This is a genomic window from Myxococcus sp. CA040A (assembly GCF_013336725.1).
Classification (GTDB): domain Bacteria; phylum Myxococcota; class Myxococcia; order Myxococcales; family Myxococcaceae; genus Myxococcus; species Myxococcus llanfairpwllgwyngyllgogerychwyrndrobwllllantysiliogogogochensis.
On the sequence record NZ_JABUMR010000001.1, the window covers coordinates 1,758,518 to 1,785,138 of the forward strand.

General features: G+C 68.1%; 18 protein-coding genes. 15 read left to right on the forward strand and 3 right to left on the reverse strand.

Annotated features, from left to right (window positions below):
* Positions 1-36: 36 nt before the first annotated feature.
* Positions 37-1,734: an aminotransferase class V-fold PLP-dependent enzyme gene (locus tag HUA75_RS07030; protein WP_371746066.1), complete on the forward strand. Its 1,698-nt coding sequence runs from the start codon at positions 37-39 to the stop codon at positions 1,732-1,734.
* A gap of 6 nt (positions 1,735-1,740) precedes the next feature.
* Here HUA75_RS07030 and HUA75_RS07035 read toward each other — a convergent pair whose 3' ends face one another.
* Positions 1,741-4,332, reverse strand: coding sequence for a LamG domain-containing protein (locus HUA75_RS07035; protein WP_174485872.1), 2,592 nt, complete (start codon positions 4,330-4,332; stop codon positions 1,741-1,743).
* 388 nt (positions 4,333-4,720) lie between these two features.
* On the opposite strand from HUA75_RS07035, the gene HUA75_RS07040 reads away from it, so the two are divergent.
* Genes HUA75_RS07040 through HUA75_RS07060 form a run of 5 tightly spaced genes read left to right on the forward strand, consistent with a single transcriptional unit; the run spans position 4,721 to position 9,865 of the window.
* Positions 4,721-6,052 (forward strand): OprO/OprP family phosphate-selective porin, encoded by a 1,332-nt coding sequence (locus HUA75_RS07040; RefSeq protein WP_174485873.1) that lies wholly within the window; start codon positions 4,721-4,723, stop codon positions 6,050-6,052.
* Between the two features lie 11 nt (positions 6,053-6,063).
* The gene (locus HUA75_RS07045; RefSeq protein WP_174458813.1) at positions 6,064-7,092 is read left to right on the forward strand and encodes a sulfate ABC transporter substrate-binding protein; all 1,029 of its coding nucleotides are present in this window, start codon (positions 6,064-6,066) and stop codon (positions 7,090-7,092) included.
* Positions 7,093-7,095: 3 nt separating this feature from the next.
* Complete coding sequence (gene cysT / locus HUA75_RS07050) at positions 7,096-7,938, forward strand: sulfate ABC transporter permease subunit CysT (protein ID WP_174458812.1); 843 nt, start codon at positions 7,096-7,098, stop codon at positions 7,936-7,938.
* A 5-nt stretch (positions 7,939-7,943) separates the two neighbouring features.
* The gene (gene cysW, locus HUA75_RS07055) at positions 7,944-8,795 is read left to right on the forward strand and encodes a sulfate ABC transporter permease subunit CysW (protein WP_174485874.1); all 852 of its coding nucleotides are present in this window, start codon (positions 7,944-7,946) and stop codon (positions 8,793-8,795) included.
* Positions 8,792-9,865, forward strand: a complete 1,074-nt coding sequence (locus HUA75_RS07060) for a sulfate/molybdate ABC transporter ATP-binding protein (RefSeq protein WP_141646107.1) — start codon at positions 8,792-8,794, stop codon at positions 9,863-9,865. The genes cysW and HUA75_RS07060 overlap by 4 nt, the downstream gene beginning before the upstream one ends.
* An 11-nt stretch (positions 9,866-9,876) precedes the next feature.
* Here HUA75_RS07060 and HUA75_RS07065 read toward each other — a convergent pair whose 3' ends face one another.
* Positions 9,877-10,665, reverse strand: a complete 789-nt coding sequence (locus HUA75_RS07065) for a hypothetical protein (RefSeq protein ID WP_174478921.1) — start codon at positions 10,663-10,665, stop codon at positions 9,877-9,879.
* A gap of 189 nt (positions 10,666-10,854) precedes the next feature.
* Here HUA75_RS07065 and HUA75_RS07070 point away from each other — a divergent pair, with 189 nt between their 5' ends.
* On the forward strand, positions 10,855-12,201 hold the full coding sequence (locus HUA75_RS07070; protein ID WP_174485875.1) for a family 16 glycosylhydrolase: 1,347 nt from the start codon (positions 10,855-10,857) through the stop codon (positions 12,199-12,201).
* Positions 12,202-12,250: 49 nt separating this feature from the next.
* On the opposite strand, the gene HUA75_RS07075 is transcribed toward HUA75_RS07070, so the two are convergent.
* Positions 12,251-13,849, reverse strand: a complete 1,599-nt coding sequence (locus HUA75_RS07075; RefSeq protein WP_174485876.1) for a hypothetical protein — start codon at positions 13,847-13,849, stop codon at positions 12,251-12,253.
* A gap of 327 nt (positions 13,850-14,176) precedes the next feature.
* Here HUA75_RS07075 and HUA75_RS07080 point away from each other — a divergent pair, with 327 nt between their 5' ends.
* The 8 genes from HUA75_RS07080 to HUA75_RS07115 all read left to right on the forward strand — a co-directional run bounded on the left by HUA75_RS07080 (position 14,177) and on the right by HUA75_RS07115 (position 26,474).
* Positions 14,177-17,488: an RCC1 repeat-containing protein gene (locus HUA75_RS07080; protein ID WP_174485877.1), complete on the forward strand. Its 3,312-nt coding sequence runs from the start codon at positions 14,177-14,179 to the stop codon at positions 17,486-17,488.
* Between the two features lie 185 nt (positions 17,489-17,673).
* On the forward strand, positions 17,674-20,598 hold the full coding sequence (locus tag HUA75_RS07085) for an alpha/beta fold hydrolase (RefSeq protein ID WP_174485878.1): 2,925 nt from the start codon (positions 17,674-17,676) through the stop codon (positions 20,596-20,598).
* Between the two features lie 20 nt (positions 20,599-20,618).
* Positions 20,619-22,157 carry a class I adenylate-forming enzyme family protein gene (locus HUA75_RS07090; protein ID WP_174485879.1) on the forward strand — a complete coding sequence of 513 codons (1,539 nt, stop codon included), beginning with the start codon at positions 20,619-20,621 and terminating at the stop codon, positions 22,155-22,157.
* Positions 22,154-23,440 (forward strand): type III PLP-dependent enzyme, encoded by a 1,287-nt coding sequence (locus tag HUA75_RS07095; protein WP_174485880.1) that lies wholly within the window; start codon positions 22,154-22,156, stop codon positions 23,438-23,440. The genes HUA75_RS07090 and HUA75_RS07095 overlap by 4 nt, the downstream gene beginning before the upstream one ends.
* Positions 23,437-23,697 carry a phosphopantetheine-binding protein gene (locus HUA75_RS07100; RefSeq protein ID WP_121763088.1) on the forward strand — a complete coding sequence of 87 codons (261 nt, stop codon included), beginning with the start codon at positions 23,437-23,439 and terminating at the stop codon, positions 23,695-23,697. The genes HUA75_RS07095 and HUA75_RS07100 overlap by 4 nt, the downstream gene beginning before the upstream one ends.
* Positions 23,694-25,688, forward strand: a complete 1,995-nt coding sequence (locus tag HUA75_RS07105; RefSeq protein ID WP_174485881.1) for an AarF/ABC1/UbiB kinase family protein — start codon at positions 23,694-23,696, stop codon at positions 25,686-25,688. Before HUA75_RS07100 ends, HUA75_RS07105 begins: the two co-directional genes overlap by 4 nt.
* Positions 25,689-25,741: 53 nt before the next feature.
* Complete coding sequence (locus HUA75_RS07110) at positions 25,742-26,011, forward strand: hypothetical protein (RefSeq protein ID WP_141647916.1); 270 nt, start codon at positions 25,742-25,744, stop codon at positions 26,009-26,011.
* A gap of 31 nt (positions 26,012-26,042) precedes the next feature.
* On the forward strand, positions 26,043-26,474 hold the full coding sequence (locus HUA75_RS07115; RefSeq protein WP_141647915.1) for a hypothetical protein: 432 nt from the start codon (positions 26,043-26,045) through the stop codon (positions 26,472-26,474).
* Positions 26,475-26,621: the final 147 nt, after the last annotated feature.

The following is a 26,621-nucleotide window of genomic DNA, read 5'->3' on the forward strand; positions in this document are numbered from 1 at the left end:
GAGTCCATTCGAAGCGCCGTTGTCGGTGAAGACCGGGTGCTCGATGGACCCTACGGTCCCCGCCGGCTCACGTATGCGGACCATGCCGCGTCCGGGCGCTCGCTCGCCTTCATCGAGGACTTCATCCGGGAGCACGTCCTCCCGCTCTACGCCAACACGCATTCGGAGACGTCGGGGACGGGCGCTCAGACGACGCGCTATCGCGAGGACGCGCGCGACCTCATCCACCGCGCCGTGGGAGGAGGGCCCGACGACATCGTCCTCTTCTGCGGCTCCGGCGCGACGGCCGCCATCTGCAAGCTCATCGACATCCTCAACCTGCGCCTCCCCGCGGACCTGGATGCGCGCTTCGATTTGGGCTCGCGCATTCCCCGCGCGGAGCGCCCCGTCGTCTTCGTGGGCCCCTACGAGCACCACAGCAACGACCTGCCGTGGCGCGAGTCCATCGCGGAGGTCGTCACCATCGACGAAGACGCCGACGGGCGCATCGACCTGGCTCACCTGGAGCGCGAGCTGGCGCGCCACCACGACCGGCCGCTGCGCATCGGCAGCTTCTCCGCGGCGAGCAACGTCACCGGCATCCTCAGCGACCAGGAGGGAATCGGCGCGCTCCTGCGCCGTCACGGAGCGCTGTGCTTCTGGGACTTCGCCGCAGCGGGGCCCTATGTCCGCGTCGAGATGAACGGGCGGGGCGATGGCACCGCCGGCCCGCGCGTGCGGAAGGACGCCGCGTTCCTGTCGCCGCACAAGTTCATCGGTGGGCCGGGGACGACGGGAGTGCTGGTCGTGAAGCGCCAACTGCTCAGCAATCGCATCCCCACCGTGCCCGGGGGCGGCACTGTTTCGTACGTGAGCGGCAGCGAGCACGTCTATCAGCGAGACCTCGTGCACCGCGAGGAAGGGGGCACTCCCGCCATCGTCGACTCCATTCGCGCGGGGCTGGTGTTCCAGCTCCGGGAGGAGGTGGGCGTGGAGACCATCGACGCGCTCGAACAGGACTTCGTCCGGCGGGCCCTCGCGCGCTGGGGGGCGAATCCCGCCCTGCGCATCCTCGGCAACCCGGCGCTCCGGCGGCTGCCCATCGTGAGCTTCCTGGTTCGACACGGGGACGCCTACCTGCACCACAACTTCGTGGTGGCCCTGCTCAATGACTTGTTCGGCATCCAGGCGCGGGGCGGTTGCTCCTGCGCGGGGCCCTACGGTCACCGGCTGCTGGCCATCGACCCCGTCACCAGCCACCGCTTCCAGGACGTCATCCTGCAAGGCACCGACGGCGTGAAGCCTGGCTGGGTGCGGCTGGGCTTCAACTACTTCCTCTCCGAGACGACGTTCGGCTTCCTGCTGGACGCCGTGGACTTCATCGCCCAAGAGGGCTGGAAGCTCCTGCCGCACTACGCGCTCGAGCCTTCCACCGGACAGTGGCGCCACCGCGCGCACCAGCGGCGGCTGGGGCGACTGGGTGACGTCTCCTATGCGAGCGGCCGGTGCGTCTTCCCGCCCCCCGGGCCAACCGTGCCGGAGGCGGAGCTGGGGGACTACGTCGCGCGGGCCCAGGCCATCGTCGAGCAGGCGCTCCAGGACTTCGGGAGCCGGACACAGGCGGATGCTTCGCTCGCGCCCGACGCGGAGCGCCTGCGCTGGTTCCCGCTGCCCGGTGAGGTGCTGGAGATGCTCAAGCGCGAGCGCGCCGGCACGACCTCGGAGGCCCCCTTCCGACTCCAGGGGGCCCCTTGAGTCACCTCAGGGATTGAGCTTCCAGGGCACCGTCACGGCGGGCTGGAAGCAGTGCACATTGGCGTAGAGGCCCGCGCCCAGCTCCTGCACCACGCCCGCGCCATAGCCCTTCGTCTGGCACCACCTGCTGACCTCCAACTTGGAGTCGGTGGAGCTGAAGCTGCCCGCGTTGGAGGCGGGCCCGAGCTGGTCCTTCGCGACGTCCTGGATGAGCCCGGCGTTGAAGCAGCCGACCCACGGGCGCGAGGTCATCTCGAAAATCTGACCCGTGCTCCATCCCAGGCTGTTGCACCAGCGGTGCACGGCGGCCGAGCAGTCGAAGCTCTGCGCGACGCGCTCGTCCACGCAGCCTGCGTGCTTGCGCGCCAGCTCCTCGAAGGTGACGCCCAGGCTCTCGTGCTGGATGGGCGCGCACGCCACCGTCACGTCCGTCGTCGTGGCTCCCGCCAGCGCGCCCAGCAGCGAGATGGGCGGACGGTTTCCGATGAGCTGCTGAATCGTCTCGAGGACGTTGGTGCTGGTGGCCAGGGCGTCATGGGCGCCGCGCTGAGCGCAGACCCGATGCATGGACGAGGCACAGGCCAGCGTGCCCAGGGCCGCGTAGCTGTTGCAGGCCGGCTGCTGCTGGCTCATGCCGAACTGTCCCGCCGTGGGAGTCTCCTGGATGGCCTCGTCGCGGCAGTTCGCGCCATATGACGTCATGCAGATGGAGCGGGCCGAGCGCGCATGGGTGAAGAAGCGCACCTCATCGATGGCGCCCCGGAACGAGCCCTCGCCATTGGCGGGACAGGTCTGTGTGTCCAGCGTGTTGCCCGCGCCGATGGACAGCGCGCCGGTGCCCAGGCGGAACGTCCCCGTGGCCACGGGCAGTGCGCGCCCCGTGGGCACGCCATTGAGGTACTCGCCAAAAGCGCCGGTGACGCCGTCCCAGGTGTAGGCCAGGTGGGTCCACGCGCCCACGGGCAGCGCGGGGCTGCGGCCCAGGCGCACGCGCGCGCCGTTGATGACGAAGGACATCTGCACCGTGTTGTCGGACTCGTAGATGAGGTCCAGTGCGCCGCCCTTCTGGAAGAGGTAGCGGTAGGGGTTCCCCGTGGTGCAGCCCTGGTGGATGTTCGCGTCCGGGCGCACGGCGAGCTGCACGGTGAAGCCCCGCACGAAGCCGCCCACGCCGGGCACGGTGGACGTCGCGTCCGTCAGGTTCATCGCAAGCGCTCCGCCACCCGGGACGACCAGCGCCTTGCCCTTGCCGTGCGGTTCCCACAGGGAGCCGGACGTCGGCTGTGTCACCGCGTTGCCGGCGGAGATGGACGCCGTGCCCACGAGAGTGCCCGTGAAGAAGCGCCCGGACAGGTCCGGCGTGCGCGTCAGGTCATACGCGCCCGCGCGCGTCACCAGCTCGTTCATGGGCAGGTAGAGCACGTGGAAGGGGTCCACCAGCTCACCGATGTCCACCTCGTTGTAGTCCGCCGTGTTGCTGCCGAAGAGGGCGAGCACGTCGTGGGTCTTGGTGACGGGCAGGTAGTGGCTCTCGTTGCTGGAGCCCGGTGGGAAGTTCTGTTCTGGCGCGCGCTCCTGCTCCAGGTTCCACATGGGCCCGGAATAGAAGAGGTGCGCGATGTCACTGCGGTCCGTGTTGATGGCACCGTCGATGTGGTACGCCGTCCAGCCCGTGTCCGCGCCAATGAGGCTCACGGCTTCGCGGCGCGCGCCATCCGTGTAGACGACGCCCGTGTACGTGACGTTGCGCCCCTCGTGGTCCACCCAGGCGTAGGCGGCCCGGATGAGCGGGCCAGAGGTCGTCTCACCAAAGAGTTCCCCGGTGGAGGCCTTCAGCTTCTGCCATGCCAGCGGGTAGCGCTTCACGCCCGAGGTGGGGTCGCTGTACATCATCGACAGCGGGCGCGGATTGCTCCAGCCCGTGGCCGCGCAGGGCGTGGGGTTGTACGCATACATCAGGTGGTCGATGCCACCGTCGTTGGCGGGACCGCCCTGATAGATGAGCAGGCGTCCGTCGGAGGTCATCGTCGGTTCGATGCCGCGGATGCTCGCGCCGGTGACGGTGGTCAGATAGTCCAGGTTGCCGGTGGTGAAGGAGGAGATGTCCGCCTGCGGCGTGAAGGGCTGGGACACCCGGAGGTCCACCGGACGGCGACGGAAGCGGTTGGGCCCGTTGAACATCTGCGAGTCGAACAGGAACGGCTGGTACACCGCCAGTCCTCCCGACAGGACATAGGGCTGGGCGGGGTTGGTGAAGCAGAACGCCAGCGCGTTCTCTCCGTTCCTCACCTGCGTGCTGAGCCCTGGAGAGAAGGCCGTGGAGAAGCCCGGCTTGCCCTGGGCGTCATACGTCACCGCTTCAGGCCGGAACACTCGCGCCAGCCACGTCGTCGTCGTCGTCGCGTGGTCCTCGCGGATGTTGCCCACGAAGACTCGCCCGTCGATGGTGGATGAATGTCCGTTCGCTCCGAACGGCGTCCCGATGCGTGTGTTCACCAGGGAGGGGCGCTCCGCGGCAAGGGCTCCTGGAGCGGCCATCAGCACCGCGAGCAGTGACGCGAGTCGTGGAACCCACAGCGGACAGCGACGAGTGCGCATGAATGCCTCCAGACTTGGAGTTCAGATTATGCTTGAATTGCGGGCTGAGATACTCATTGCGCCAGGTAGGCCGGGTGCGTGGCGTTTCCGTGGACGGAGGACGTCGCTCACGACGCTGGAAAGGGAAGGAGTCGGTGGGTTCGTCATGAGGGGGGCGCGTTGACAAGCCCGGAGGTGCCGGGCATCGTGGTGGCACTTCATGACCCGCCTGACGACCCACGCTTGTTGCTGCTGTCACGCACCAGCGGTGGGCGCCTGTCGACCCGTGGCCTGAAAAGCCTGGGTTGAGCTGGTTCGAAGAGCCCACCATCCGCGAGGAGGTGGGCTTTCGGCTTTCTGGCTCCGGAGTCCACCGTCCATCGCGCTCCTCTCGCTTTCGAGGTCCCGCATGGCAGGTCCCACACCTCATCGGTTCTCCTTCCTCGCTGGTGCGTTGACGTGGCTGCTCACCCCGCTGGCGGCGGCACAGACACCTGTGCCGGAAGCACCTCCCGCCGCGCCGTCGCCGCCCCCCGCAACGCCGTCACCGACGCCCGGTGGAGTCGCCGTCAAGGCGACGTCCGAGGGCATCTCCGTCTCGTCCCCCGACAAGGCGGTCATGTTGAAGCTGCGCGGCTACATCCAGCTCGATGGCCGCTTCTTCGAGAGCAAGGCGGACCGGCCGGGTTCCACCACGTTGCTCATCCGTCGCGCGCGACCGTTGCTGGAGGGGACGCTCTTCAACCTGTTCGACTTCCGGCTGCTGACGGACTTCGCGGCCAACGCGCCGCCACTCTGGGATGCCTATCTGGAGTACCGACCTCGCAAGGAGGTGCGCGTGCGGGTGGGCAAATTCCGCCCCCCGGTGGGACTGGAGCGCAACCAGTCCGGCATCAACACCCTCTTCGTCGAGCGCGCGCTGCCCACGGACCTGGTGCCCAACCGGGACGTGGGGGTGATGGTGCACGGTGACTTGTATGACGGCACGCTGAACTACGCGGTGGGGGCCTTCAACGGCACGGCGGACGGCGCCAGCGCGGACACCAACCTGGACGACAGCTTCGACCTGGCGGCGCGCCTGTTCGCGCATCCGTTCCGGGCCACGAAGCTCAAGCAACTCTCCGGCCTGGGGCTGGGCATCGCCGCGTCGCGCGGCCTCCAGTTCGGCTCCGCCTCCACCACGGGCGAGGCGCCCCTGCGCACCATGGGGCAGCAGACGTTCTTCATCTTCCGGACGGGCACGGGTGCGGGCGAGACGGTGATTGCCCATGGCGAGCACCTGCGGCTGTCGCCCCAGGGCTACCTCTACGTGGGGCCCGTGGGCGCGCTGGCCGAATACGTGTCGTCCACGCAGGAGGTCAACCTGGGACAGCAGCACGCGCGCCTGCGCTTCGAGTCGTGGCAGGCCAGCGCGTCGTACGTCGTCTTCGGCGGCAAGGCGGCCTACGACGGCGTCAAGCCCACGGACCCGGTGGGCGCGGAGGCCGGCGGCTGGGGCGCGGTGGAGCTGGGCGCGCGCTACGCGGCGCTCGACGTGGACCCCGACGCCTTCCCCATCTACGCGGACCCCACACGTTCGGCGCGCAAGGCGCGAGGGTGGGGCGCCGTCGCCAACTGGTACCTCAGCGGCAACGTCCGCGTGGCCACCTCGTATGACCACACGAGCTTCGAAGGGGGCGCCGTGGACGGCGACCGCATCCCCGAAGACGTCGTCATGTCCCGCTTCCAGGTGAGCTGGTGAAAGGTCCCTCCATGCGCTTCTCTCTCCGGCTGTCCCTGCTCGTCGTGCTCGCCCTCACCGGGTGCTCGAAGTCCGGGGGCGAGTCCTCCGCTCCGAGCTCCGTCACGCTGCTCAACGTCTCGTATGACCCCACGCGGGAGCTGTACGCGGACGTCAACGCCGCCTTCGCGAAGCATTGGGAGGCGACGCACGGGCAGAAGGTCTCCATCAAGCAATCGCATGGCGGCTCCGGCAAGCAGGCGCGGGCCGTCATCGATGGGCTCGACGCGGACGTCGTCACGCTGGCGCTCGCGTACGACGTGGACATGCTCCACGACAAGGCGTCGCTCATCCCCGACGGTTGGCAGGCGCGACTCGCGCACAACAGCGCGCCATACACGTCCACCATCGTCTTCGTGGTGCGCAAGGGCAACCCCAAGGGCATCCGCGACTGGGACGACCTGATTCGCGAGGGGGTCTCCGTCATCACCCCCAATCCGAAGACCTCCGGGGGCGCGCGGTGGAACTACCTGGCGGCCTGGGGCCATGCCCTGCGAAAGCCCGGAGGCACGGAGGAGTCCGCGCGCGCCTTCGTGGGCGCGCTGTTCCGCAACGTGCCGGTGCTGGACTCGGGAGCCCGGGGCGCCACCACGACGTTCGCCGAGCGAGGCCTGGGCGACGTGCTCATCGCCTGGGAGAACGAGGCCTTCCTCTTGACGGACGAAGTGGGCAAGGAGCGCTTCGAAATCATCGTCCCGTCGGTGAGCATCCTCGCCGAGCCTCCCGTCGCCCTGGTGGACCGCAACGTGGACAAGCGCGGCACCCGCGTGGTGGCGGAGGCGTATCTCCAGTTCCTGTATTCGGAGGAGGGACAGCGACTGGCGGCGAAGCACCACTACCGTCCTCGCTCGGAGGCGGTGGCGCTGAAGCACGGCGCCCGGTTCCCCAAGGTGACGCTGTTCACCATCGACGAGGTGTTCGGGGGCTGGCGCAAGGCGCAGGCCGCGCACTTCGACGACGGTGGCGTCTTCGACCGCATCTATGTCCCCCAGGCGCGCTGAGCCATGGCACCGCGCTCTCGCCGCCACGTCCTGCCCGGCTTCAGGCTGTCGCTGGGGTTGACCTGGGCCTATGTCGGGTTGCTCGTCCTCATTCCGCTGTCCAGCCTCTTCCTCAAGACGTTCTCCCTGACGTGGCCGCAGTTCTGGGAGACGGTGACGGCGCCTCGGGCGCTGGCGGCGTACAAGCTCAGCTTCAGCGCGTCGCTGGCGGCGGCGCTGGCCAACGTCGTCTTCGGACTCCTGGTGGCCTGGGTGCTCGTGCGCTATCGCTTCCCGGGCCGCTCGCTGGTGGAGTCGCTGGTGGACCTGCCCTTCGCGCTTCCCACCGCGGTGGCGGGGCTGACGCTCACCACGCTGTTCTCCTCGAAGGGCTGGTACGGGCAGTACCTGGAGGCGTGGGGCCTCAAGGTGGCCTACACCTCCGTGGGCGTGGCCGTGGCGCTGACCTTCATTGGCCTGCCCTTCGTGGTGCGCACGGTGCAGCCCGTGCTGGAGGACATCGACGTGGACGTGGAGGAGGCCGCGGCCACGCTGGGGGCCACGCCGTGGCAGACCTTCACGCGCGTGTTGTTCCCGGCCATCGTCCCCGCGCTCCTCAGCGGCTTCACCCTGGCCTTCGCGCGGGCGCTGGGGGAGTACGGCTCCGTCGTCTTCATCTCCGGCAACATGCCGCTGCGCACGGAGATTGTTCCGCTGCTCATCGTCACCAAACTGGAGCAGTACGACTACGCGGGGGCCACGGCCATCGCCGTCGTCATGCTGCTGGCGTCGTTCCTCCTGCTGCTCGCCGTCAACCTGCTCCAGCGCTGGAGCCATCGCCGGCTGGAAGCCCGGTCCGGAGCGTGACGGACATGTTCGCTCCCTCGATACACCTGCCTCGTCGCAAGACGCGGACCCTGGAAGGGTCCCCATGGGTCCGGTGGACGCTCGTCACCGTGGCGCTGGGATTCCTGGCCGTCTTCCTGGTCGTCCCGCTGGTCGCCGTCTTCTCCTTCGCGTTCCAGAAGGGCTGGGAGGCCTACCTCGCGGCAATCACGGAGCCGGAGGCTCGCTCCGCCATCCTCCTGACGCTGACGGCGGCGGTCATCGCGGTGCCGCTCAACCTCGTCTTCGGCCTGGCGGCGGCGTGGCTCCTGGCGCGCTTCCGCTTCCGGGGACGCGCGCTGCTGCTGACACTCATCGACCTGCCCTTCAGCGTGTCGCCCGTCATCGCCGGACTCATCTTCGTGCTGCTCTTCGGGCGGCAGGGCTGGCTGGGGCCGCTGCTGCTCGAGCACGACATCCACGTCATCTTCGCCGTGCCGGGAATCGTCCTCGCCACGGTGTTCATCACCTTGCCCTTCGTCGTGCGGGAGGTGCTGCCGGTGATGCAGACGCAGGGCAGCGACGAGGAGGAGGCGGCGCTGACGCTGGGCGCGAGCGGCTGGCGCACCTTCCTGCGCGTCACGCTGCCGAAGGTGAAGTGGGGCGTGCTCTACGGCGTCATCCTCTGCAACGCGCGGGCGATGGGCGAGTTCGGGGCCGTCTCGGTGGTGTCCGGGCACGTGCGCGGTGTCACCACGACGCTGCCGCTGCACGCGGAGATTCTCTACAACGAATACGATTTCGCGGGGGCCTTCGCCGTGGCGTCGTTGCTCACGCTGCTCGCGCTCGTGACGCTGGTGCTGAAGAAGTACGTGGAGTGGAGGAGTGAGGCGTCATGAGCATCATCGTCAAGCAGCTCACCCGGCGTTTCTCTCCGGGCGGAAGTCCCGCCGTCTCGGACGTCTCGTTCCAGGCGCCCGCGGGCGCCATCACCTCCCTGCTGGGGCCTTCGGGCGCGGGAAAGTCCACGCTCCTTCGCCTCATCTGTGGGCTGGAGGTCCCCGACGTCGGTCGCGTCCTCATCGACGGGCTGGACTGTACGGCGCTGCCCGTGCAGAAGCGCAATGTGGGCGTCGTCTTCCAGAGCTACGCCCTGTTCCGGCACATGACGGTGCGGGAGAACATCGCCTTCGGACTCAACGTGCGGCGGCTTCCCCGAGACGAGGTGGAGGCGCGCGTGGACGAGATGCTGCGCCTGGTCCAGCTCGAGGCGCTGGGCTCGCGCCATCCGGGGCAGCTCTCCGGGGGACAGCGCCAGCGAGTGGCCTTCGCTCGAGCGCTGGCCATCCGTCCCCGGGTGTTGCTGCTGGACGAGCCCTTCGGCGCGCTCGACACGCGCGTGCGCGAGGAGCTGCGCGAGTGGCTCCATGAGTTGCACGAGCGCACGGGGCTGACGACGCTGCTGGTGACGCATGACCAGCAGGAGGCGCTGGAAATCTCGCAGCACGTGGTGGTGATGAGCGAGGGGCGAGTGGCGCAGGCGGGCTCACCGGAGGACATCTACGACCGGCCCGCGTCGCCCTTCGTCGCGTCGTTCATTGGCGGGGCGAGTGTCCTTCGTGGCCACGTCCTGGAGGGCAGGGCGGCGCTGGGTTCGCTCGCGCTGTCCGTACCCGCCGCCGCGCGGGAGGGCGAGGCGGTGCACGCCTTCGTGCGGCCTCACGACATCAAGCTGGCCCGTTCCGTTTCGGCGGCGGGAGCAGGGGAGCGCACGCCCTTCATGGGCCGGGTGGAGCGCTTCAAGCCCGTGGGCGGCTTCGTCAAGGTGCTGTTGCGCATGCCCTCCGGGGACGAGGTCACCGTCCAGGTGCCTCGCTCGGAGTTCGAGGCGCTCGGCGTCGTCGAGGGGGACGCGGTGCGCGCCGATGTGCTCACCGCGTCCGTCTTCGTGGGGGACTACGCCATCTGACGGACGCGCCTTCAGTGCGCTTCGATGACGGACGGCGCATGAGGGCTGTGCGCCGCCAGCGCTTCGGGAATCACCACCGGCTCGTGGGGCGCGACCTTCCAGGGAGGCAGCGCCTCACCCCGGCGCTGGGCGCGGATGCAGCGCCACAGCTCGTTCGCGTACGGCAGCACGATGGTGGCGCCGATGCCGAGCAGGATGTTGCGCAGGTAGCCCGCGGGGAGCCGCTGCTTCTTCAGCGCGAAGCGCCACCGTCCCTTGCGACCACCGATGCCCCAGATGGCCAGGAACTGGTCCCAGTGCAGGCAGACGATGGAGGACACGGCCATGAAGGGCAGCACCTCCAGGAAGCTGTGCGTGTGCTGCTCGCGCGGCTCCACGTCCCGCTGATGATTGATGGCATAGGCCACGTCCGCGAAGGCCGTCGCCTCGTGCGCCAGCGAGTGTCCCAGCATGACGGAGAGGGTGAGCGGGTTGATCTCCATCAACAGCCCCATCATCACTGGCACGCCCACCTCGGTCATCATCAGGCAGTGGATGAGTGACTCGCCCGCGCCGCTGGTGTGTTCGATATCCGTGCGCTTGTGCCACACCCAGTCCACCACGCCCGGCACCAGCCACGCCGGTAGCATGAAGTAGAGCAGCACCCGCCGCGTCGCCGACTCCACGTCCGTGGCTCCGGAGGGGATGCGCAGCCGGGGCCTGTGGAGGTAGCCGCGCGCGGCGCGGGCCAGCTTGAACCGCCAGCTCCGATGCCCCCAGGGCGTGGTGACTTCACGGAACATTGCCGCCGCGCTGCTCATGACTTCCCCCACTCCCGCATCTCTCGGGTGCCACTGGATGGATGTGTCAGAAGCTAGGCATTGCCCCCACTCACACCACCGAGCGTCGGCCGGACAGGAGGGCGCCAGCAGGCCACGACGAACCTGCAAGGAAATTAGAAATGCTGGTATTTCTCGAAATGGAGGTCTCACCCATTCCGGGAGGAACGCATGGCAGGACGGACCGAGACGTGGCTGGTGGCGGCGGGGCTGGTGCTGGGCGGCTGTGGCAGTGAGGTGGCGGTGGAGCCCGAGGCGGTGCCACTGGCGAGCCAGGCGCAGAAGGAGCAGGCGTACGACCCGGGGGCGGGTTGGAACCTGGTGTGGCAGGACGACTTCGGCGGCACGGGTTTGAACGCGGCGAACTGGAACGTGCTGACGAGCAACCACGACCCCGTCACCAACAACTGCAACTTCGGCACGGGGGAGCTGGAGTTCCCCCGCGCGCAGAACGTCACGGTGAGCGGGGGCAAGCTCATCCTCACCGCCGAGCGGACGACGGATGGGCCGTACGACTCGCGCTGCGCGGGGTATGGGCCGCGCTCGTTCTATTCAGGGCGCATCCACACCAAGGGGAAGGTGGAGCGGCGCTACGGCAAGCTCGTCGCCAGCATCAAGGTGCCGTCCGGGTACGGCATGTGGCCGGCGTTCTGGACGCTGGGGGCGAACATCTCCAACGTCGGCTGGCCGGCGAGCGGCGAAATCGACATCCTGGAGTGGCACTCCAACGAGCCGTCGTGGATGAAGGTCGCCACGCACTCGTCCAACGGTGTGCAGCACTGGGGCTCGGGAGCCAACCGGGGCTACAGCCTGGCGGATGCCTTCCACATCTACGAGGTGGAGTGGGCCGCGGACCGCATGGTGTTCAAGCTGGACAACCAGGTCCGGGCGAACGCGGACTTCTTCCACAATGACCCGGCGTTCCAGCAGAGCCACTACATCCTGCTGAACCTGGCCCTGGGTGGGAACTGGTACAACAACACCTCGCCCGCCGCCGTCGACCTGCCGCTGGGGCAGCGCAAGACGATGGAGGTGGAGTGGGTGCGCTGGTACCAGGCGGGCAGCTCCAGTGGCGTCTCGTTGGCCAATCCGGGCTTCGAGGCGGACATGAGTGGCTGGTCGACCTGGAGTCCCAACGGCACCGAGGCGGCGGACTTCAGCGAGACGTACAACGGCGGCCACTCGGGCAGTTACCACCTGTCGCACTGGACCAACGCGACGCCCTTCGAGGTGTGGACCTTTCAGGCCGTGTCGGGGCTGGCGTCGGGCAACTACAAGGTCCGTGCGTGGGTTCGCAAGGGGGGCTCGTTCGAGCTGGCGCGCATCCAGGCGAAGACGTGCGGCTCCTGCGCACCGGCCTTCACGGAGCTGGGGACGTATGGCGCGTGGACGCTGGTGGAGTCTCCCGCCATCTCCGTCACCGGCGGCTACCTGGAGCTGGGGTTCCACACCCGGGCGACCACGGGCAACGGCGCCAACTTCATCCACATGGATGATGTGGAGCTGGTGCGCCTGTAGCCAATGACTGAGGGGTGGAGCGCGAGTCCGGCTCCACCCCCAGCTGCTGCTACCAGCCGAAGCCGGCGACGCCGAACAGCTTGCCGCGCTTGGGCGTGTCGAAGACGCGGACGGGCATCGCGGTGCGGTCACGGAAGGAGATGATCTCCGCGTAGCGTCCCTTCTTCAGCGCGGATGCGAAGCGCTCTTCCACCGTCACCGGGTTCACCTCGATGACCACCGTCTGCCACGCCTTGAACTTGCAGTCCTGTCGGTAGACCAGGTTGCCCTGGGCATCGATGCGGTCAATCTTGTTCGTCTCCTTGCAGTCCCAGACGGGCTCCTTCAGCTTCTCCTTCTTGAAGGTCACCTTCACCATGCCGCCCGACTCCTTCTTCACCGAGGCGATGGTGCCCTTCTCCTGCTCGGCGGGGCCGGAGCGGAAGTCGAAGTTCAGGCGGGGGCGAGGCATGCGCATGTCCTCGGCGCCATCAATCTCCTTCGAGTGCTCGACGATGTAGTGCAGGGCCGCCCAGCGCGCCGCCTCGAGTGGGCCGGTGGCCGCCACGGTGCCCTGGACCTCCTTGGCGATGACGAAGGCGTTGGGGTCCTTCTCGTCGATGGACTCACACACGGCCAGGCTGTTGGCGAAGAGGAAGGGAGTCATCTCGTTCAGCAGGTCCTTCACCGCGTCCTCAGTGCTCGGCTTGCGCTCGGCGAAGAGCTTCGCCAGCTCCGCCCGGAAACCTTCCGAGCAGCCCGTCGCCTTCGCTTGAATCTTCTTGTTCTTCAGGTTGAGCAGCAGCTCCGCCGACTTGTCGAGCAGGGCGCTGTTCTTCGCGTGCTGGGCCGTGAACTCCGCGATGGCCTTCGCCGGCTCATCGAACACCACGGCCTTGAGCGTCGGGTCATCAGCGGTGAGCTTCTCCAGGCGCTTGTGCAGCTCCGCCCGCTTCGCCACCGTGTCGTTCCAGTGAATCTTCCCCCAGATGGCCAGGTAGCGCGGCAGCTCCGGCTCGGCGGCCAGCTCCTTGAAGTACCGCTCCTCGTTCAACCGTTGGCCCACCGCCTCGCAATGCGCGAAGTCGATCAGCGTGTACGCGGTGCGTGACTTGTCGGACCAGTCGCGCAGCAGGCTGGTCGCGCAGCTCTTCGCCGCGAGCACGTCCTCCACCGCGGTGGTGTCCATCCAGTCGTAGCCGCTCCCCGAGCCTCGCTCGCAGAGCAGTGTCTGCAGGGCCGAGCGGGCCCCATACGTCTTGGCTGACTGCTTCTGGGGGTCCACCTCCAGCTCGTTGCAGAATTTCCGGGGGAGCTTGTCCTGGCCGTTCGAGTCCGCCTCGAAGGCGAACAGCTCCTCCACCTCGGCGTCCGTCAGGCCGGAGGCGGCGACGAACGCGGCGCGGTGCTGTGCGGCCTCCTCCTTGTACTTCGCGTCGGAGGCATCCAGGCACTGCGCATGGGCAATCGAGCTGACGACGACGGGCGCCAGGTAGCTGCCGCCCGAGTCCTTCACATCGGTCTTGATGGACATCGTCGCGGTGATGGGGCTCCGGTTGGGCGCGCACCACGGCTTTGGGGCCGCCAGCGTCGCTCCGCCGCAGAGCATGGACAGTGCGGCGCCCAGGGGCGCCACGCGCTTCAGCCACGAATAGGAGGATGAGGTCATGTTGACGGCGCCTCCTAGTCGAGGCGGCAGTGGAAGTACAATTGTTACTGAATAACTAAAGTTCCCTGCGTGTGAAGAGGTCCCCGTTGGCCTGCTGTGGGGCCGGGGTGCGGCGTCCATGGCCAGTGACACGACGGTCGGGCCAAACGCCGTAGGGGGTCATGGGCCACTTCATCCCAGTGCCGGGCGATGTTCCGAAAGACCCGCCTCTGTTTCCTGGGTGGGTTTCCCTCTTCAGACTTAGTCATGCTTAATTTGAATAATTTTATTTCCGCGTGAGGCGCCCGCCTCACTGGAGTGTTCGCACCGTGTTGGGGAGGGGAACCAATGAGACGTGAAGAGAAGATGTCGCGTGGCCCGGCGGTCTGGGCGTGTCTGTTGTTGCTGTGCGGGCCGTGGGCCCTGGGCTGTACGGAGCCTGTTTCACGGGAGCCTTCATTGCCCGAAGTAGGGACGGTGAAGGCCGCCGAGGGGCTTCCGAGAAATCAAACCGTCTCGGCGGGCCGGCTCCACTCGCTGGTGCTGCGGCCGGATGGAACAGCGTGGAGCTGGGGCGCGAATACGTTCGGACAACTGGGAGATGGCACCACGCGGACCCATGGAACGCCCGTGCGGGTCTGGGGGCTGTCGTCGGTGAGCATCGTCTCGGCGGGAGACCTGCACTCGCTGGCGCTGAAGGCGGACGGCACGGTGTGGGCGTGGGGGAACAACGAGCGGGGACAGTTGGGGCTTGGTGACACCGTGATGCGCCTGTCGCCCGTGCGCGTCCCCGGGCTCACGGACGTGGTGCGGCTTGTCGCGGGCTTCTCGCACTCGCTCGCACTGAAGGCGGACGGCACGGTGTGGGCCTGGGGCAACAACGCGACCGGCCAGCTCGGTGACGGCACCACCACGCAGCGGCTTCTTCCCGTAGCTGTTCCCGGCCTGCTGGGCGTGTCCGAAATTGGCGCGGGCAACTCACACTCGCTGGCGCTCAAGGCGGACGGCACGGCGTGGACGTGGGGTGCGAACGCGGATGGGCAACTCGGTGACGGTGGCGTCACGCAGCGAATCGTCCCGGGCCTGGTGCCGGGCCTGACGGCGGTGGTGGCCATCGTGGGCGGTGGCTCGCACTCGATGGCGTTGAAGGTCGATGGAACGGTGTGGGCTTGGGGGCAGAACGCCTTCGGCCAGCTCGGAGATGGGACGACGACGGGGCGCTCCGCTCCCGTGCAGGCGCTGGGGATGGCGAACGTGACGGCGGTGGCGGGTGGGGGACAGCACTCGCTGGTGCTGAAGTCGGACGGTACGGTGTGGGGCTGGGGCGGCAATGCGCGCGGTCAGCTGGGCGATGGCACGACGACGCAGCGTCCCTCTCCCGTGCCCGTGCAGGTCACCACGGGCGTGCTGGGCGTCGCGGCGGGTGGAGGACAGCACTCGGTCGCGATGAGGGCCGGGGGCGAGGTCTGGTCCTGGGGAAACAACGCGGACGGGCAGGTGGGGGATGGCACCCGGCTGCTCAGGACGGAGCCCACGCGAGCGGCAGCCATGTCCGTGCGAGTGGAGACCGCGGCAGGAACGAATCACTCGTTGTCGATGAAGCCAGACGGCTCGGTGTGGGCCTGGGGCTCCAACGGCTTCGGACAGTTGGGTGACGGTTCGACGACGCATCGGGCCGCCCCGGTGCAGGTGGTGGGGCTTGGCGTTGACGTCCTCGCGCTCGCGGCGGGGCGCGGTTTCTCCCTGGCCTTGAAGACCGACGGCACCGTCTGGACATGGGGCGAGAACGCCATGGGTCAGCTTGGGAATGGGACGACCACCGCGCGAAGTGTCCCCGAGCAGGTCGCGGGGGTGAACGATGTCGTGAGCGTGTCCGCGGGTGACAACCATGCGCTTGCCGTGAAGGCGGATGGGACGGTGTGGTCCTGGGGCTCCAATCAATCAGGGCAGTTGGGAGACGGGAGCACCACCTCTCGCGCAGTGCCCGCCCAGGTCCCCGGACTCACCTCCATGGTGGCGGTGGTGGGCGGCAACTCCCACTCCCTGGCGCTGAAGCGGGATGGAACGGTGTGGGCATGGGGTAACAACGGGTTTGCACAGTTGGGGGATGGCACGACGACCCAGCGGCTGCTTCCCGTGGCCGTGCCGGGCTTGACGGGCGTGGTGTCCCTCTCCTCGAAGTACCTCCACTCCATGGCCTTGCGAATGGATGGCACCGTCTGGGCATGGGGCTACAACTCCTCGGGGCAGCTCGGAGATGGTTCCACCACCCAGCGCCTGGTGCCCACGCGGGTCCTCAATCTCACGGATGTCGCCGCCATCAGCGCGGGAGGCTCCCAGTCCGCGGCGCTGAGGTCGGATGGCACCGTGTGGACCTGGGGTTCCAATTCTTCGGGGCAACTGGGGGATGGCTCGACGACTCAACGCGTGGTGGCGGGGCGTGTCGTGGGACTGGTGAACGTGACGTCGCTCGTCGCGGGGGATGCTCACCTCCTCGCGGTCCGCGACGACAACACCTTGTGGGCCTGGGGTTCGGGCACGTCGGGGCAGGTGGGCGACGGAGTCTCCGCCATGGTGCCGTCGCCGACGAAGACGTTGTTCTCCGGGGCGCGAGCCACCAGCGCGAGCCTGCAATACTCGCTGGCGTTGCGCGGCGACGGCACGGTGTGGAGCTGGGGGACCAATACGTCGAACGGAGTGCTGGGGGATGGCAGCACGGTGGTGCGGCGAGCGCCCGTCTCCGCCAGCGGACTTTCGAATGTGCTGAGCCTGGATGCCGGGCCCTACCATGCGTTGGCGCTCCGCGCGGGCGGCGTCGTCTGGGCATGGGGCTACAACACGTCGGGACAACTGGGGCAGGGGCAGAACAGCGCGCCCGTGTTCCTGTCGCCCGTCTGGGTGCCGGGGATGTCCAACGCGGTGGCTGTCGCCGCGGGAGACTGGCACTCGTTCGCGCTGAGGGCGGACGGCACCGTCTGGGCCTGGGGCGAGAACTGGCATGGCCACCTCGGTGACGGCACCGTCACGAACACGCGGTACACCCCCGTGCTGGTGGCCAACCTCTCCGGCGTCGTGGCCATCTCCGCCCGGCGGTATCACGCCCTCGCGCTCAAGGCGGATGGGACTGTCTGGAGCTGGGGCACCAACACCTTCGGGCAGCTCGGAGATGGGACCCTCACGAGCCGTCCGGCTCCCGTGCCTGTCGGTGGCTTGTCGAACGTGCTCGCCATCGACACCGGGGATTCCTTCTCCGTGGCGTTGAAGTCAGACGGGACGGTGTGGACGTGGGGGCAGAACAGCGCGGGACAACTGGGGGATGGCGGCAACCTCAACCGCCTGGCGCCGACGCAGGTTCTCGGGTTGACCCGAGTCGCCTCCGTGTCGGCGGGAGCCCAGCATGTACTGGCTTTGATGGCGGATGGCACGGTGCGCTCGTGGGGCGCCAACAACGCGGGGCAGCTCGGCGATGGGAGCAATGCCGCGCGGAGCCTGCCGGTGGTCGTGCCGGGCCTCACGGGCGTGTTGTCCGTCATGGCTGGCGACCAGCACTCATTGGCCATTCGCGACGACCGGGCGCTCTGGGGATGGGGCCTCAATTTCCACGGCCAGTTGGGCAACGGCGTTCTGCCGCACCGCACCTTGCCTGTGAACGTCTGGTAACGCATACATGAGGCATGGGTCCCGGGGGCGTCGTCCCCTCCCGGGACTCTGTCGAGAATCGTATGGTTCAATCGCCTTACGATGCAATCAATGTCATACGAGACACATCGTAATCGTGTTGACAGCCCGCGATGCGCCCCGCATAAGGTTGGCTGCATTTGCAGCCCTACCCAGCGGAGCGGCCCATGGGTGCGACATATGCGAATCCCCTGGAGTATGACGGACGAGAGCTTCGTCCCACCCGGCTTCTCCTCACCGGGGGAACGGGGTTCCTGGGAAGCCACTTCCTCCTCTGGCGACTGAGGGCAGGGGGACGGCTCTTCGTCCTGGTTCGTGGCACGTCGCCGGAGCATGCGCGCGAGAGACTCCTGGAATCTCTCGCGGAGGCCGCGGCCTCGTATGACGTCCCCGTTCCATTGGAGGCCGTCGAAAAGAATGTCGTCTGCCTCGTCGGCGACATCACCCTCCCGCTCTGTGGCCTCTCACCCGAGGACCTGGGGCGACTGGAAGAGGCGCGGCTGGAGGAGGTGTGGCATTCCGCGGCCAGCCTCGCGTATGAGAATCGCCACCGGGACAAAATCCATGCACACAATTGCATCGGGACGAGAAACATCCTGGAGGTCGCGCGGAAGGTAGGGGCCGAGAGGTTTGTCTATGTCTCCACCGCCTACACGGCGGGCACCCGGCGCGGAGTGATTCCCGAAGCGCTGCATCCGGAACCCACGGGCGGTGCCGCGGACTTCAACAACTACTACGAGGAGAGCAAGGCGCAGGCGGAGCGCGAGGTCTCTCGTGCCTGTGAGGAGGCCGGTCGCGCCTACAGCATCGTCCGTCCCTCGGTCATCATCGGCCCCAGCGCGAGCCGACGCAGCGGGGGGACGCGGTTCGGAATCTATGGCTTCGTGCGGGAGCTGTACCGGCTGCGCCGGGAGCTGGCGCAAGTCACGGACCCGCTGCGGCTGCTGGGTCACGAGGGCGCGGGCGTCAACATGGTGCCCGTGGACCACGTGGTGCTGGACATGCTCCGGCTGAGCGCCACCCGGTTCGAGGGCGGGCCGGTGCATCACCTGGTGGGGCCCGTGGAGCTTCCGGCCACGGGGATGGTGGACCGGATGTCCCATGCGCTCCGGCTGCCCATCCTCAGCTTCACCACGCACCGTGAGACGGAAGCGTCCCCGATTGAACAGCTGTTCGATTTGCGCGGAGCCTTCTACGCAAGCTACGGGCTGAACCCGAAGCGGTTCGCCCGCGCGCTCCCTCCGCACCCGCCGCTCTCCCTCGCGGACCTGGATGTCTACCTTTCGAGCTATCTCGCGGAGCTGGCGCGCGAGCGCGAAGGGCTGGTGTTCACCCCCGTGCAGGTTCGCGCCCCGGATGGGGCGGAGGTGTGTGCCTTCACCCGGGGGGACCCCGCGCGCCCGGTGCTGGTCCTCTGCAACGCCTACGCGATGCCCGAGGAGTTCCTGGCGCCGCTCGCGCAGCGGCTGGCCCAGAACTGGCGGGTGGTGACGTGGAACACCCGCTGGCTGCCCACGCCGACGCCGGACTTCAATCCCTCGCAGTGTGACTCCAGCGTCCATGTGGCGGACCTGGTCGCCGTGCTCGACCGGCTGGGAATCTCCCGGGTGGAGACGGTGGTGGGCTGGAGCAGTGGCGCGCAGGTGGCGCTCCGCGCGCTGGCCGAGCACCCCGAGCGGTTCGCGAGCGGCGTGCTGCTCAACGGGACGGTGTCGCTGGCGGCGACCGCGGACCACCCGATGACGTCCTTCGAGAAGAACCTCCGCCAGCTCTTCCCCCAGATTGCCGCCAACCCCCGGGTGGCGGAGCGCTACTGCAAGCTGATTTTCGGAGGCAGCCCCGGAGCCGAGGCGTCGAACAGCGAGGACCGGAAGGTGGTGGCCAGCGTCCTCACCTCCACGGACCCCCATCTGCTCTACATGACCAGCGTGCCGTTCCGCACGCCGTCCAGTCTCTTCCGATACGCGAACATGGTCTGCGCGCTCTTCCGCGAGCGGGAGGACGCCTGGACGTCCTCCGTGAAGCAGCCCGTGCTCGTCTTCGGAGGTGGAGCGGATGCCATCTCGCACCCGGACCAGGTGGCGCTCCTGGCCTCCCGGCTCGTCGGCGCGAAGACAGTGCTCCAGCCGACCGCGGACCACTTCTCCCATTTCTATGACGAAGGGATGGCCACCATGATTGAGGACTTCGCCCAGCACGCGCCCTCCGGGGCGCTTCCCGTGGAGCCCGCCGGGGATGGTTTCGCGCGCACCCTCGAGCGGCTGATTCACCTCTCCAACGCGGACACCTCCAATCCCTTGCGGGAGCTCGTCTGGGAGAAGTCCCTCCCCGAGGACCAGCCCTGGATGAGCCCGGAGCTGCTCTCCGTCCATGGCACGCCCTGGGCCCAGAAGCTGACGCCGGAGCAGCTCCTGCGGCTCAGCAAGTGGGAGTGCATCAACTTCTTCAGCCTGAACGTGACGGGCATCCGCGAGCTGCTCACGGAGATGATCAGCCGCATCCACACCCCCGGCTACGAGGTGTCCTCCGAATACCTCCACCACCTGGTGCTCGAGGAGAATGAGCACATGTGGTACTTCTCGCGGTTCTGCCTGACGTACGGCGGAAAGATATACAAGGACCGCCGCATCCGTTACGACACCTTCCCCGAGACGGACATCAAGGAGTTCCTGGCCTTCGCCACGGTGCTGGTGTTCGAGGAGATTGTCGACGGCTACAACAGCCACATGGCGAAGGACCTGCGTCTGCCGCCCTTCGTGCGTGAAATCAACCGGCTGCACCACTCGGATGAGACACGCCACATCAGCTACGGGCGGTTGAACATCGAGCGGCTCCACCAGGGGCTGCGGGCGAAGCACGGCGTGGAGCGGCTGCGGGACGTGGAGCGCGCGCTCAAGCGCTTCATGCTCACGTCGATGCAGAAGCTCTACAACCCGGACATCTACAAGGACGTGGGGCTGCCCGAGCCGCTGAAGCTTCGCAACGAGCTGCTGGCCCATCCCGAGCGCGTGGCCTTCAACGAGCGCATCCTCTCGAAGACTACGAGGTTCATGGTGAAGAAGGAAATCTTCACCGACGACCGGCTGTCCTGACCTGTCTGGGAGAGACACGCATGACGCCCCGTCACCTCTGCGGTTTGCTGGAAGAAGCCGAGCGCCATCATGGGGACCGTCTGTTCTTGTCCGACGACCGGGCCTCACTCACCTATGCCCAGCTCGCCACGTCTACCCGGCGTCTGGGGGGCTGGCTTTCGCGCCAGGGGTTCCGGCGGGGAGACAGGGCCGTCATCCTCACCCGCAACCGCGCGGAGGTGGCCCTGGCCGCGTTCGCGACGGCGCGGCTGGGCGGCATCTTCGCGGTGCTGCATGGCGCGATTCGCGAGCCGGGCCTGCGGAGGATTCTGGAGCAGGTGACGCCCACCGTGGCCTTCCTGGACGAGTCCACCGCGCACCTCGCGCCGGCCTTCGCCGACGTGCCCATCGTCTGGGTGGGGGAGGGCGCGGAGCTGGCCTCGGGAGTGCGGCTGTCGCGCATCCTGGACAGCGAGCCCGCGGAGTGTCCGCCCTTCTCGGGTGTGGACGTGGATCCGGTCTGCCTCATCTACACGTCCGGCTCCACGGGAGCGCCGCGCGGCGTGACGCTCAGCCACGACAACATCCTCTTCGTGGTGGCCGCCATCCAGGAGCGGCTCCAGTACCGCGCCGAGGACGTGGTGGGCGTCTTCCTGCCGCTCTCGTTCGACTACGGTCTGTATCAGGTGTTCCTCGCCGCGCAGGTGGGGGCGGGCGTGTTCGTCGGGAGCGCGGAGCTGGCCGGGCCGGCGCTGGTCACCACGCTGGAGCGACAGCGCGTCACCGTGCTCCCCGGCGTGCCCACGTTGTTCGCCGCGTTGCTCAAGCTGCTCGGCCGGAGTGGGGCGGGCGCGCTGCGCTTGAGGGCGCTCACCAACACGGGCGCGCATCTGCCGGCCAGCCACGTGGAGCAGCTCCGGCGTCAACTGCCGGGTGTCTCCGTGTTCCCCATGTACGGACTGACCGAGTGCAAGCGCGTCTCCATCCTGCTGCCCGAGGAGCTGGAGGCGCACCCGGGCTCGGTGGGGCGCGCGCTGCCCGGCACGGAGGCGATGATTCTGGACGAGCAGGGCCATGTGCTTCCGCCAGGCGAAGTGGGGGAGCTGGTCATCCAGGGGCGCCACGTCGCGCTCGGGTACTGGCGGGCGCCGGAGGAGACCGCGCTGCGCTATCGCGTGCACCCGCGCGGGCTGGGCCGCGTGCTGTTCTCCGGTGACCTGTTCCGGATGGACAGGGAGGGTTTCCTCCAGTTCGTCGGGCGCCGGGACTTCCTCCTCAAGCGCCGGGGCTTCCGGATGCACCCGCTCGAAATCGAAGAGGTGGCCTGCGGGCTGCCCGGTGTCGCGGAGGCGGGCGTGGTGCAAGAGGCGCAGGTCGACCGGTTGCACCTCTTCGTCACCTCCCTCCCGGGCGCGCCGCCGCCGCGCGAGGCCGGGCTGCTCGATGCGCTCGCCAGTCGCCTGGAGCCCTACAAGGTTCCGGACCAGGTGCACTGGGTGCCAGAGCTGCCGAGGACGGCCAACGGCAAGCTGGACCGGGCGGCCCTCGCGAGTCTGCTGACGGCGGGAGGACAGCCATGAGCGCGCCGATGAGTCCGCACCTGGCGGCTCGGGCCGCGGCATGGTTGGAGACGTACGGCTCGCCCCTCTACGTCTACGACCTGGGGGACGTGGAGCGGCGCACGCGCGAGCTCATGTCCGTCCTGCCAGAGGGCAGCCGGGTGCTGTTCTCGCTCAAGGCCAACCCGCTTCCGGCGATGGCGGAGGCGCTCTGCCGACTTGGCTGCGACGCGGAGGTGTCATCGCCTGGAGAGCTGGCGGTGGCGGTGGCCGCGGGCTTCGCTCCGGAGCGGGTGCTCTACTCCGGCCCGGGCAAGAGCGCCGACGAGGTGCGTGGGGCGCTCGGCGCTGGCGTGACGCGCTTCTCCGCCGAGTCGTGGACGGACCTGGAGCGCATCGACCGGGCCGCGCGAGCCGCTCGGCTTCGGGCGCGAGTCCTCCTGCGCGTCAACCCGGATGCACCTCCCGTGGCCCGGCTGGCGATGAGTGGCGTGAGCAGCCAGTTCGGCCTCGACGAGGCGGAGTGGCGCGAGGGCCGCGCACGCGTGGCCGCGCTCGGTGCCATCGAGTTGCTGGGGTTGCACATCTACCAGGGCACCCAGCTCGCGGATGTGCCCGCGCTGCTCTCCGCGCTGCGGGTGGCGCTCGAGGTGGGGGAGTCGCTCTCCAGTGCGTTCGAGCTCCCCTTCCAGGTGATGGACCTGGGGGGCGGATTCCCCTGGCCCTTCGCCACGCCCGGCGTCGGACCGGAGCTGGCATCCCTGCGCGAGCCGCTCGCGCAACTGGCCGCGGAGCGACGGAGGACCGCGTCCGCTTCGCTGTGGTTCGAGTCGGGGCGTCGCCTCTGCGGCTCCTCGGGCACGCTCTGGTCGACGGTGATGGACGTGAAGCGCTCGAAGGGCAAGCAGTACGTCGTCCTCGACAGTGGCATCCACCACCTGGGCGGCATGTCGGGTCTGGGGCGGGTGCCGCTGGTCGGCATCGGTGTCGCGCGGGCGGGCGGGGAGGTGGAGCCCGGAGTGCTGGAGGAGGTCAACGTGGTGGGGCCGCTGTGCACGCCGCTGGATTGCTTCGCGCGCAATCTCAAGCTGCCGCCGCTCCGGGTGGGAGACAGGGTCTTCATCCCCAACGTTGGAGCCTATGGGGCGACCGCGAGCCTCACGGGGTTCCTGAGCCGGCCGCCGCCGTTGGAGCTGGTCCACCGGGACGGAGAGGTCATCGCGGTGCACCGGCTGCGCTGGGGACACGAGCCCCACACGCGCTTGCCCATCCAAGGGTCGCTTTCGTCGGAGGAGACACGATGAATACGGACGAGGTGAGGACCAGGCTCATCGAGGTGCTTCGCGAGTTCCTTCCCCGCGTGGCGCCCGACGAACCGGTGGAGATGGCGCGCCCCTGCAACGAGATGGGGCTGGACTCGATGAACGCCATCAACCTGATGCTCGCGCTCGAAGGAGCGTTCGAGATTTCCTTCCCGGACGCGCTCCTCACCGCGGAGACATTCCACTCCCCGGCGAGCCTGGAGACCATCGTCCATCAACTGCGCGGCGCCGCCCAGTGAGCTCGCTCCGCGCCGTCCCAGAGAAGGTGGAGCCGGCGCGGCCGGTGAAGGAGGCGGCCCCCTCCTCACCGGCGCGCGTCCCCATGGCGCGCGAGCAGCGGGTGTCCTCGGCGGTCGACCGCTGGCGCAAGCACGAGGCGCAGGACTCGAGAATCGAGGCGGCCAAGGCGTTGGGGCAGCAGCTCCGGGCGCGGTCCTGGGAGGCCCCGCCCACGCCCCACCAGCGCGAGGCGGAGCAGTACCGCGCCAGCATTGGCAAGACGTTGCTCCAATTGGGCGTCTGGATTTTCGGGGCCCTGTGGTTGCTGGTGAGAATCGGCGCGGACGTGCTCCGGAGGCGAGACTCCATCCAGTCGCGAGGCCAGCACCTGCGGCGCCTGATTGAGCGAGCGGGGGGGACGTGGATCAAGCTGGGCCAGCAGATGGCCATCCGCGTGGACCTGCTCCCGTATCCGGTGGCGCAGGAGCTGGAGAAGATGCTCGACGCCGCGCCGCCCATTCCCTTCTCCCAGGTGCGCGAAATCGTCGAGCGGTCCCTCCAGCGGCCGATAGCAGAGGTGTTCTCCGAGCTGAGCGCGGCGCCCGTGGGCTCCGGCTCCGTCGCCTGTGTCTACCGCGCGGTGTTGCATGGCGGGGAGGAGGTGGCGGTGAAGGTCCGCCGGCCCGGGGTCGGCTCGCTCTTCGCCGCGGACATGCGCGCGCTGGGGTGGATTCTCGGGCTCGCGGAGCTGTGGTTCGTTCCTCCCGGCTACTCGCGCCAGTTGCTCCACGAGCTGAGCACCATGCTCTACGAGGAGCTCGATTTCGTCCGGGAGGCCCGCTACACGGAGCTCTTCCAGGACCGGATGGACAAGCTGGGCCAGCGCTTCGTGCGCTCGCCGCGCGTGTATGGCGAGCTGTCCAACCACGAGGTGCTGGTCACCGAGTTCGTCTCCGGCATCTGGCTCAAGGACCTCATCTCCGCGGCCGAGCGCAAGGATGAGCCGGGGCTGTCGTCGCTCGCCACGCTGGGCATCGTGCCCCGCAAGGTGGCCCGCAGGCTGCTCAAGATTGCCCGCCTCTGCGCCCAGGAAGGGCTCTTCTTCCACGCGGACCTGCACCCGGCGAACGTGATGGTGCAACCGGACAGCCGGCTGGTGCTCATCGACTTTGGGTCCTGCGGTGCCTTCACGGCGAGGGAGCGCCGGGTGTGGCGCGAAATCGCGGATGCGCAGGCGAACGAGGACGTGGGGCGGATGGTGTCCGCGGTGCTCGCGCTGCTCGAACCCCTGCCCGCGGTGGACGTGGAGGAGTTCTCCCGCAAGCTGGAGGGCATCTTCTGGCAGGACCTCTATGCGAACAAGAGTCGAACCTCGCGCTGGTGGGAGCGCACCTCCGCCAACCTCTGGATAGGGTTCTTCAAACTGGCCCAGGAGTACAGGGTCCCGATGAACCTCAATACCTTGCGGATGATTCGCTCCACCATGCTCTCCGACAGCCTGGCGGCCCGGTTGGAGCCCCGCATAGACCATTATCGGGAGTACCGCCGGTACGAGGTGCAGCTCGGCCGACGGATGCGAGAGCGATTGAACCGGAAACTGGACAGTCTGTCCGAGGACCGCTCGTTCATTCGCTACGAACAGTTCTACGAAGCGGCTGTGGCCGGCTTCTATCGAGTCCAGCGCTTCCTCGACTCCTCGACCTATCGGTTCGCGGTGACGGAGCGGACCGTCTCTTTCGCCCTATCGCAGGCGCTGCGGGCGGGGAGCTGGCTGTTGCTGGGGGCGCTGACGGTTCGCGTGGGGGCGGCGGTGGTGGGAATCACCCGGCGAGGGCAGGGTGCGGGCGAGGCGTTCGCCACGGAGGTGTTGTCTGGCCAGGCCTGGGGCCAGACGCTGCTCAGTCCCCTGTTCCTGGGCGCGGTGCTACTTGCCTTGGCGGTGACGCTGCGAGGCATCAGCTTCAGGCTCTCGGATAAGGACCGAGAAGCGGGCTCACGCACCGCGCTCTGATTGGCCCGCACGTGGGCGGCAGGGCCCGGACAACATGAAGGGAGAATACTGATATGACAATTGAATCCCCGAACGGCATCAGCTCCATTCCCGTCGTCATCGACATGGGCAAGCAGCGGAACAAGAAGCTCAAGGCCCTCAAGCGAGGCCGGGGCGCGCTGATGCTCGAGGTAGGTGAGGCCCTGAACGAAGTCCGGGACAGGCTGGGCGAAGAGGCCTTTGGCAAGCAGCTGGTCCCCGTCGTCCTCATCTACCGGAAGCAGGCCAAGAAGAAGAAGCGGGGTGGGCTGTCGCTGCCGTTCGTGCCCCCCTTCATGCCCTGAACCCACGCAGTGGACTCGAGGAGCGAAAGTCATGAGCATTCCAGGCAAGGAAGTGACCACCGAGACGGCCGTCAGGGTGGATGGCAACGGTGGACAGATGGTCGCGACCGAGGTGGTGATTGAACGCACCCGTTCGCAGGGCAAGAAGAAGAAGCGCAAGACGAGCAAGGGGTTGAAGAACCTGGACAAGGCGCACGACAACGCGAGTCGTGCGATGGAGCACCTGTCCGCGTCCGTCTCCGACGGGCTGAAGACCTATCGTCGGGAGCAGAAGGCCTCGGCCGAGAAGAAGAAGGACGGCGCCCTGCGAGACTTGATGAAGAACTCCGGCAAGGCAGCGAGCGATTCCTTGAAGACCTTGAGCAAGGTGCCTCTCGACCTCACCCGGACCATCGACAACAAGCGCAACCGCAAGCAGGTGCGGGCCGTCGCGAGGTTCATCGCCGGCCCGCTGGGTCGCTAGCGCGCTTACGGCCCTAGCCCCAATGCCGATCAGTTAAGGGCGAGAAGGATCATACTGCCGCGACCGCATACAAGGAGGCGGTTGCGTGGGAAGAGGTCCATTCGGGTATTTGCCCTCTGCGGATGAGGGGGCGTTCGACCGGCTGTG